Origin of the sequence: Myxococcus sp. AB056 (genome assembly GCF_006547365.1) — a bacterium.
Classification (GTDB): domain Bacteria; phylum Myxococcota; class Myxococcia; order Myxococcales; family Myxococcaceae; genus Myxococcus; species Myxococcus virescens.
In genome coordinates this window covers 22,101-30,095 of record NZ_VHLB01000099.1, presented here as the reverse complement: position 1 = coordinate 30,095, position 7,995 = coordinate 22,101, and the positions used below count along the sequence as shown (strand labels likewise).

The window sequence follows — 7,995 nt, the reverse complement described above, 5'->3', positions numbered from 1 at the left end:
ACGCGTAAGTTCGTCGGCAGCGTCAGATGTGTAGAAGAGACAGACTCTACGCGATGCGCGGACCCCGCGAAAACAATGGTGCGGCCGGGAAGCCTGGTGGCCCGGCCGCCGGGCAGGTGCGGGCTACTTCTTCTTCACCTTCGCCAGCTCCGTGCGCATGCGCTCCAGCAGCAGGTCCCAGCCGCCCTTCTCCATCAGCGGCTTCACCTGCGTGTCCCGGATGTCCTGGAGCATGGACGAACCCAGCACCGTCACGTCCACGACCTTCCAGGCGGCGGCTTCCTTCACCAGCCGGTACTTGAGCTTCATCTCCTGCGTCTTCAGCGGGTGCTTGATGAAGACGGTGGAGGCCACCGTGGCCTCGGGGCCCTGCACCTGCGAGGGCTCGTAGGTGATGCTGTCCAGGTTCTTGAAGTTCTCCCGCACGCGGGGGAAGGCGATGTTCGCGAAGAGGTCCTGGAACAGCGAGACGAACTCCTTGCGCTGCGCATCGGTGCCCTTCTCCCAGTTGTCGCCGAGCAGGAACTTGCCCTGCTCCTGGCTGCCGAAGTGCTTGAGGGCCAGGGCGTCGCGCTCGTAGCGCACGGACTGCACCACGGTCTTCACCGGCTTGGCGATGGGGTCTTCCTTCGCGGCGAGCGCGGGGAGGGCGAAGGCGAAGGTGGCCAGGAAGGCGAGGGTACGGAAGCGGGCGTTCATGTCGGGCTGTTCCTCCAGAGCGGATGCGCGGACGTCTGTTAGCCCAAGGGAACGTCCGGCGCCTCGCGAAATTCATGGTGGGGTGGAAGGCGGCCATCCGGCCGTAGCCAGCCTGGTCGCTGTTCGCTGGCGGATTCCGAAAAGTTGAATGATGCGGCCCTCTTGCGCGTTTGACTCCTCTAGGAGGCCACGTCTAGTGTCCGGCCTTCGCGCACTGTCAGCGCAGCCTCTGAGACGACATGCCTACCGACTTCCTGTTCACGTCTGAATCCGTCACTGAAGGCCACCCGGACAAGATCGCCGACCAGATCTCCGACGGTGTGCTGGATGCCATCATCGCCAAGGACCCTCAGGCGCGCGTCGCCGTGGAGACGCTCGTCAAGACGGGCCTGGCCATCGTCGCGGGTGAGGTGACGACGAACTGTTACGTGGACATCCCGAAGCTCGTCCGCAGCACCATCTGCCGCATCGGGTACACCGACAGCTCCATGGGCTATGACGGCAACACCTGCGGCGTCATGGTGGCCATCGAAGGCCAGAGCCAGGACATCGCCCGGGGTGTCGACAACAAGAAGGACCAGGGCGCCGGCGACCAGGGCATGATGTTCGGCTTCGCCTGTGACGAGACGCCGGAGCTGATGCCGGCCCCCATCCACTACGCGCACGCCATCACCCGCCGCCTGGCGGATGTGCGTCGCAAGCAGCACCCGTGGATCCGCCCGGACGGCAAGAGCCAGGTGACGGTGGAGTACCGCGACGGCCGCCCCGCCCGCATCGACGCGGTGGTGGTGTCCACGCAGCACTCCGATGAGGTCTCCAACAAGAAGATCCAGGAGGCCATCCGCGAGGACGTCATCGCGAAGGCGCTGCCCAAGAAGCTCATCGACAACAAGACGAAGTTCTTCATCAACCCCACCGGCCGCTTCGTGGTGGGTGGCCCCATGGGTGACTCCGGCCTGACGGGCCGGAAGATCATCGTGGACACCTACGGCGGCATGGGCCGTCACGGTGGCGGCGCGTTCAGCGGCAAGGACCCGTCCAAGGTGGACCGCTCGGCCGCGTACATGGGCCGTCACATCGCCAAGACGGTGGTGGCCGCGGGCCTGGCCCGGCGCTGCGAGGTGCAGGTGTCCTACGCCATCGGCGTGGCCGAGCCCGTCAGCGTCATGGTGGAGACCTTCGGCACCGCCACGGTTCCGGAAGAGCGCATCGCCCTGGCCGTCCGCAAGACGTTCGGCCTGCGTCCGCGCGAAATCACCGAGTACCTGGACCTGCTGCGGCCCATCTACCAGAAGACCGCCGCCTACGGTCATTTCGGCCGCACGGAGAAGGAGTTCACCTGGGAGCGCGTCGAGGACAAGAAGGACGCGCTGCGGGATGCCGCCAAGAGCGCCACGCCGTCAGGTGGCCGCCGCCTGAAGGCCGTCTGAGGCAGGCGCTTCGATTCGGCCCTCGCGCTGCCTGACCGGCGCGTGAGGGCCCGCAAGCACACGGGCCGCTTCCCAGGGAGGGAGGCGGCCCGTTGTGTTTCTGCCTGGGCGCTTCGCTGCGGCGAGGCCCTCGCCCCGGTGCAGGCGGGCGAGGGTGACAGCGGACCGCTTAGTAGCGGTAGGTGTCCGGCTTGTACGGGCCGGAGGTCTTCACGCCGATGTAGTCAGCCTGCTCCTGGCTCAGCTCGGTGAGCTGCGCGTTGAGCTTCTTGAGCTGGAGGCGAGCGACCTTCTCGTCCAGGTGCTTGGGCAGCACGTACACCTTGCCGACCTCGTAGTTGGCGCTGTGCGAGTACAGCTCAATCTGCGCGATGGTCTGGTTCGCGAACGAGCTGGACATCACGTAGCTGGGGTGGCCGGTGCCGCAGCCCAGGTTCACCAGCCGGCCCTTGGCCAGCAGGATGATGCGCTTGTTGTCCGGGAAGATGATGTGGTCGACCTGCGGCTTGATCTCCTCCCACTTGTACTTCTCCAGGGAGGCGACCTCGATTTCGTTGTCGAAGTGGCCGATGTTGCAGACGATGGCCTGGTCCTTCATCTTGGCCATGTGGTCATGGGTGATGACGCCCTTATTGCCGGTGGCGGTGACGAAGATGTCCGCCTTGTCCGCGGCGTAGTCCATGGTGACGACGCGGTAGCCCTCCATGGCCGCCTGGAGCGCGCAGATGGGGTCGATCTCCGTCACCCACACCTGGGCGGACAGCGCGCGCAGCGCCTGCGCGGAGCCCTTGCCCACGTCGCCGTAGCCCGCGACGACGGCAATCTTGCCGGCGACCATCACGTCCGTGGCGCGCTTGATGCCGTCCACCAGCGACTCACGGCAACCGTACAGGTTGTCGAACTTGCTCTTCGTCACGCTGTCGTTGACGTTGATGGCGCGGAACAGGAGCGTGCCCTTGGCGGACATCTCCTGGAGGCGGTGCACGCCCGTGGTGGTCTCCTCGGTGACGCCGAGAATCTTCGCGCTCTTGCGCGTGTACCAGGTCGCGTCCTCGGCCAGCTTCGCCTTGATGGCGGCGTACAGCTCGCGCTCTTCCTCGCTCTGGGGGTTGGCGAGGACGCTGGCGTCCTTCTCCGCTCGCTTGCCCAGGTGCATGAGCAGCGTGGCGTCACCACCGTCGTCCAGAATCATGTTCGGACCCTCGTGGTCGCTGCCCGCGGGGCCGAAGTCGAAGATGCGGTGGGTGAAGTCCCAGTACTCCTTGAGGGACTCGCCCTTGTGTGCGAACACCGGCGTGCCGGCCTGCACCAGCGCGGCGGCGGCGTGGTCCTGCGTGGAGAAGATGTTGCACGACGCCCAGCGGACCTCGGCGCCCAGCGCCTGGAGCGTCTCCACCAGCACGGCCGTCTGGATGGTCATGTGCAGCGAGCCCGTCACGCGCGCGCCCTTGAGCGGCTGCGTCTTGGCGTACTCCTCGCGGATGGCCATGAGCGCGGGCATTTCGCTCTCGGCGATGCGGATTTCCTTGCGGCCCCAGTCGGCGAGCGACAGGTCGGCGATGGCGTAATCCTGCTTCAGGGACTTGGTTGCGGCGGTCATGGCAATGGCTCCTGGTCCAGCGGGCGCGGCGTTCCGGGCTCGGGGAAGTTCGGTGTGAATGCTGCGACGACTCACCCTCGCAAGAGACGCGTACAGGTGAGCGCCGTTGGGTGATTCCGCTTCGAGCCTGGGGCCGTGTCCGGCCTCGCAGCGCTCCTCGAAGTCAGCGGGGAACCTACGAAAAGGACCCCTTCATTTCAACGAGAGACTGCCGCCCCCGAGGGCAGGCGGACAGCCTGCTCCATCCACTTCCAGACGCCCACCTAGCGAGGGAACGTGGCGAGCGTGAGGGATTCGGGAGGGACGGCCAGCTCCTTGGGCGCCAGCGCCACGCCGGACAGGTAGCGCCAGCCGGTGCCGTCGTGGCGGAAGTCGGAGCGCTCCACGAAGGAGCGGTCCTTTCCCTTCTCGAACACCTTGGCGAAGAAGAGCACCTGCGCCAGTCCGTCCGCGTCCGGTTCCCGGCGGTCCATCACCACCAGCTTCGGGTACTGGTGCGCCTGGGCGAAGGCGCGCAGCTCGCGCAGCACCTCGTCCTGGGGCCGCGCGCGGTCCGGGTGGTGGGGGTGCAGCGTCTTCCACAGCCAGGCCACCTCGCGCAGGGCGAAGGCGCTGTAGCGGCTGCGCATGAGGCGCTCGGCGTCGGGCGGCTCGGCCTCGCCTCGGTGGAAGGGCGCGCAGCACTCGCGGTAGCGCAGGCCGGAGGAGCAGGGACAGAGGGGGGCAGGGGGCATGGTGCGGTCCGAGCCTACCCGTCCCGCGCGGGCCGTGGGTGTTCGTGCGTACAGAGTCGGTGGAACGCCCTTGCTGGGCGGGGAGAGCAGGCATACATCCGGGGGCCGCACCCTATGAGCCTCCTCGAAGCCATCGTCCTGGGTCTGGTCCAGGGTCTCACGGAGTTCCTTCCCATCAGCTCCACGGCGCACCTGCGCATCGCGCCGGAGCTGTTCGGCTGGAAGGACCCGGGCGCGGCGTACTCGGCGGTCATCCAGCTGGGCACGGTGGCGGCCGTGCTCATCTACTTCCGCAAGGACATCGTCTCGCTGGTGGCGGCCTTCTTCCGGGGGCTGGCGCGGCGCGAGCCCTTCGGCACGCTGGAGGCGCGGCTGGCGTGGTTCGTCCTGGTGGGCACGCTGCCTGTCGGCATTGCCGGGCTGACGTTGAAGAAGTTCATCGAGAACGAGTTCCGCTCGCTCTACGTCATCTCCGGAAGCCTCATCGTGCTGGCCCTCATCCTCCTCTACGTGGAGAAGCGGGCCTCGCACCAGCGGACGCTGGCGGACATGCGGTGGCGGGATGGCATCCTCATTGGCATGTGGCAGGCGTTGGCGCTGATTCCGGGTGCTTCTCGCTCTGGCACGACGCTGACGGGCGGCCTGTCGCTGGGGCTCAAGCGCGAGGATGCGGCACGCTACTCGTTCCTGCTGTCCATTCCGGCCACCACGCTGGCGGGCGTCTTCGAGCTCAAGCACCTGCTGGAGGCGGAGACGCGGCCTTCCGCGATGGCGCTCTGGGTGGGGACGCTGGTGGCCTTCGCGTCGGGCATGGCGGCCATCGCGTGGCTGTTGCGCTTCCTGCGCACGCGGACGACGCTGGTATTCGTGGTGTACCGCGTGGCGCTGGGCGTGCTGCTGCTGGTGCTGCTCCAGACGGGGAAGCTGAGCCCGATGTCGGGCACGGAGAACGTGGAGGTCCCTGGCGAGCCGGGGGCTCCGCCGGTGGAGAAGCAGATTACCGACTAGCGTGAGAGGACGTGGGCCGTGAGTGTGGAGGCGCTGTTCCAGACACTGGAGTCACGGCTGTCCTCGCGGCCGGCGCGTGAGGTGCACCTGCCAGGGTGGACCCTGCGGGAGGCCTCGGTGCTGGTGCCGGTGTTCGAGCGGGACGGCGTGCCCCACGTGCTCTTCACGCGCAGGCCCGCGACGCTGCGGACGCATGCGGATCAGTACAGCTTCCCCGGGGGAGGCCGCGACCCCGAGGACGCGACGCCCCTGCACACGGCGCTCCGCGAGACGGAAGAGGAGCTGGGCATCGACCGGCGCGGCGTGCGGGTGCTGGGCATGCTGGATGAAGTGCCCACGATTTCGCAGTACCGGGTGCGGCCCTTCGTGGGGGTGATTCCCGGGGACGGGAAGTACCGGCCGAGCGCGGAGGAGGTGGCCTTCATCCTGGAGGTGCCACTGTCGGGGCTGTTGGACCCGTCCATCCTCCGCGTGGAGCAGAAGGAAATCATGGGGGCGGAGCGGGACCTGTACTTCTACACGTATGGGACGCACGTCATCTGGGGCGCGACGGCGCGCATCCTGCGCGACTTCCTGAACCACGTGACGCAGGTGCCTGGCGGGGCGGGGTAGGGCGCCGTCGCGTCAGGGCAGGCGGGTTCGGAACTGGAGCCAGGGGACGAGCTCCGGGTGCTTCTGCTCCACGTTCGTCCTGGGCAGGGCGTGGGCCAGGATTTTGAGCGCGTGCTTGAGCCTGCGCATGGCGCGGAGCTTCTCGATGGGGACGGTGCGGATGTCCTCCTGCGCCATCCACTGCGCAGCCTCCTCCAGCGAAAACGTCGTCAGACGCTGGACCCACGCGACAATCGGTTCGGCATCGAGGACGAAGTCGCCTTCGCGCTCGCCAAACTCGGCAATCATCCCTGAGCGCAGGTTCATCTCAGAGAGCCTGAGGGAGTACTCCTCCTCGTCGGAATGGCGTTGTGCGAGGGCTCCGTAGACGAGCAGTCCGATATGCGCCCACCCCAAGCTCCGCTCTTCGCGGGCCCGCGCGGCGATGGTGAAGGCGAAGACGTCCCAGTTGAAGTGCTCGCCATCTACAGGCTCCCCGATGACGAGTCCGTCGAGCCACGCTCTCAACTGCGGTAGTGGCCAGCTCAAGACGGTTGCAACGAGGGAAGGATTCGTTTTCATCGCTCTTGGTCAGGGAGGGAACGTGATGCCGTACCGGGCGAAGGCCTGCCGTCCGAGTGTCAGTACTTTGTCGCTCACGGCTTTGGGGGCCCGGTTCATGTAATGCCCGCTCCGAGGTGTGATTCGGACACCAAAGAATGTGGTCCCATGGATGGCAAGTTCCGCCTCACCAGCAGCCAATACAGGACGTCCGCCACTCGCGACCGTGTGCGCGATTTCGAGTGTGTTCCATTTTTCAGGGACGATTCTCAGATGGCCCTCTTCGGTGATGACCCATTTCACCCGTTCCTCGCTGGCATAGCGTGCGAACTGGGGGGAATCCACACTGGCGGGACGGACCCCGAGCTTGCGGGCCAGCTCCAGCTCTGCAGGAAGGCGTTCTGGGAGCTGATTGTCGAGAACCTGCGTGGCCCCCGTGCCGTCAGTTCGTGGCGCGTTTGAGCTTCCAGTGCCGCGAGCCGTCATGGCGACCGCATGGGGCGCGAGGCCCACGGTCATGACGCCCTCCGCCACGGTGATGGAGCGCACGCCCCCTGCTATCGCCGCGGATAGCCGGAAGCCCGCCTGAGTCTCGGCGGCCAGGGCCGCGCTGGCGAAGCCGGGCAGCGTCGGTCCCTTGGAGGCCATGCTCGCGGCTCCACCACTCAGCGCCGCCGTCAGCGCGAGGATGAGCACGCGCGCTCCGTTCTCTCCCATGACTCGGCCGAAGCGGTGCCCCGCGTCCTCCAACTCCTGGAACGACTCCGCGCGGTCAGCGTCCGCTGACAGTCTCTGCCAGCCCTCCACGAGGCCCATGAAGGCATCCACGCCGAGGTAGGCGAGGACGAAGGTCGTCAGTGCGACGGCGACGACCTTGGTCACGGGCTCCGGCGCGACGATGAGGAACATGTACGCGGCCATCGCCGACGTCAGCATGGCCTTGAGCGCGAGCGGGTTGACGACCTCCTTCACGGCATCCTGTACGCCGTCCCACACGCCATCCCAGGCGAAGGCGAGCGCCATCTGTCGGCGCGCCTTGGCATCCAGGAAGGAGAAGCCACCCGCCAGGAGCGTGAGGCACTCGCCAGGGCTGTCCTGGCGGGAGCACCAGGCGCCGTAGTCGTGTCCGGCACCTTGGGGCTCTGAATCCCACGACGCGAGCCGGACACGTGGGCGCTCCGTGTCCTCTCGCAGGGAGAAGCGCATGTCGAGCACGAGCCGGGTCATCACCTTCCGGAACGCGTCTTCGTCCACTTCAACCGGCTTCGCGCCCTTCGGAGGGAGGTAGACGATGGGCTCGCCCTGGCCCGTATCCAGGCGCACGACTCGCGGTGTCGCGCAGCCCACGAGAAGCACGCTCAAGAGCAGTGCA

Annotated in this window: 8 protein-coding genes and 1 riboswitch; of the genes, 3 read left to right on the top strand and 5 right to left on the bottom strand. The window is 67.1% G+C overall.

The window, feature by feature from the left end:
* Nucleotides 1–123: 123 nt before the first annotated feature.
* Nucleotides 124–699, bottom strand: a complete 576-nt coding sequence (locus FMP39_RS31100; RefSeq protein WP_141593708.1) for an ABC transporter substrate-binding protein — start codon at nucleotides 697–699, stop codon at nucleotides 124–126.
* Nucleotides 700–938: 239 nt separating this feature from the next.
* Between FMP39_RS31100 and metK the strand changes: the two genes are divergently transcribed.
* A complete protein-coding gene (metK, locus tag FMP39_RS31095; RefSeq protein WP_141593707.1) occupies nucleotides 939–2,129 on the top strand; it encodes a methionine adenosyltransferase in 1,191 nt (396 codons plus the stop codon).
* Between the two features lie 169 nt (nucleotides 2,130–2,298).
* On the opposite strand, the gene ahcY is transcribed toward metK, so the two are convergent.
* Together ahcY and FMP39_RS31085 are read right to left on the bottom strand one after the other, a co-directional pair.
* The gene (gene ahcY / locus FMP39_RS31090; RefSeq protein ID WP_011556447.1) at nucleotides 2,299–3,729 is read right to left on the bottom strand and encodes an adenosylhomocysteinase; all 1,431 of its coding nucleotides are present in this window, start codon (nucleotides 3,727–3,729) and stop codon (nucleotides 2,299–2,301) included.
* A 91-nt stretch (nucleotides 3,730–3,820) separates the two neighbouring features.
* A riboswitch (S-adenosyl-L-homocysteine riboswitch) is annotated at nucleotides 3,821–3,894 on the bottom strand.
* A gap of 98 nt (nucleotides 3,895–3,992) precedes the next feature.
* Entirely contained in the window at nucleotides 3,993–4,463 is a 471-nt protein-coding gene (locus FMP39_RS31085; protein WP_011556446.1) for a YchJ family protein, read from the bottom strand.
* A gap of 114 nt (nucleotides 4,464–4,577) precedes the next feature.
* Here FMP39_RS31085 and FMP39_RS31080 point away from each other — a divergent pair, with 114 nt between their 5' ends.
* Nucleotides 4,578–5,471 (top strand): undecaprenyl-diphosphate phosphatase, encoded by an 894-nt coding sequence (locus FMP39_RS31080; protein ID WP_141593706.1) that lies wholly within the window; start codon nucleotides 4,578–4,580, stop codon nucleotides 5,469–5,471.
* An 18-nt stretch (nucleotides 5,472–5,489) separates the two neighbouring features.
* Nucleotides 5,490–6,083 carry a CoA pyrophosphatase gene (locus FMP39_RS31075; RefSeq protein ID WP_011556444.1) on the top strand — a complete coding sequence of 198 codons (594 nt, stop codon included), beginning with the start codon at nucleotides 5,490–5,492 and terminating at the stop codon, nucleotides 6,081–6,083.
* Between the two features lie 12 nt (nucleotides 6,084–6,095).
* Here the strand turns inward: FMP39_RS31075 and FMP39_RS31070 are convergent, their stop codons facing one another.
* Nucleotides 6,096–6,611, bottom strand: coding sequence for a hypothetical protein (locus FMP39_RS31070; protein ID WP_228558491.1), 516 nt, complete (start codon nucleotides 6,609–6,611; stop codon nucleotides 6,096–6,098).
* 42 nt (nucleotides 6,612–6,653) lie between these two features.
* On the bottom strand, nucleotides 6,654–7,979 hold the full coding sequence (locus FMP39_RS31065) for a hypothetical protein (RefSeq protein WP_228558492.1): 1,326 nt from the start codon (nucleotides 7,977–7,979) through the stop codon (nucleotides 6,654–6,656).
* Nucleotides 7,980–7,995 lie beyond the last annotated feature (16 nt).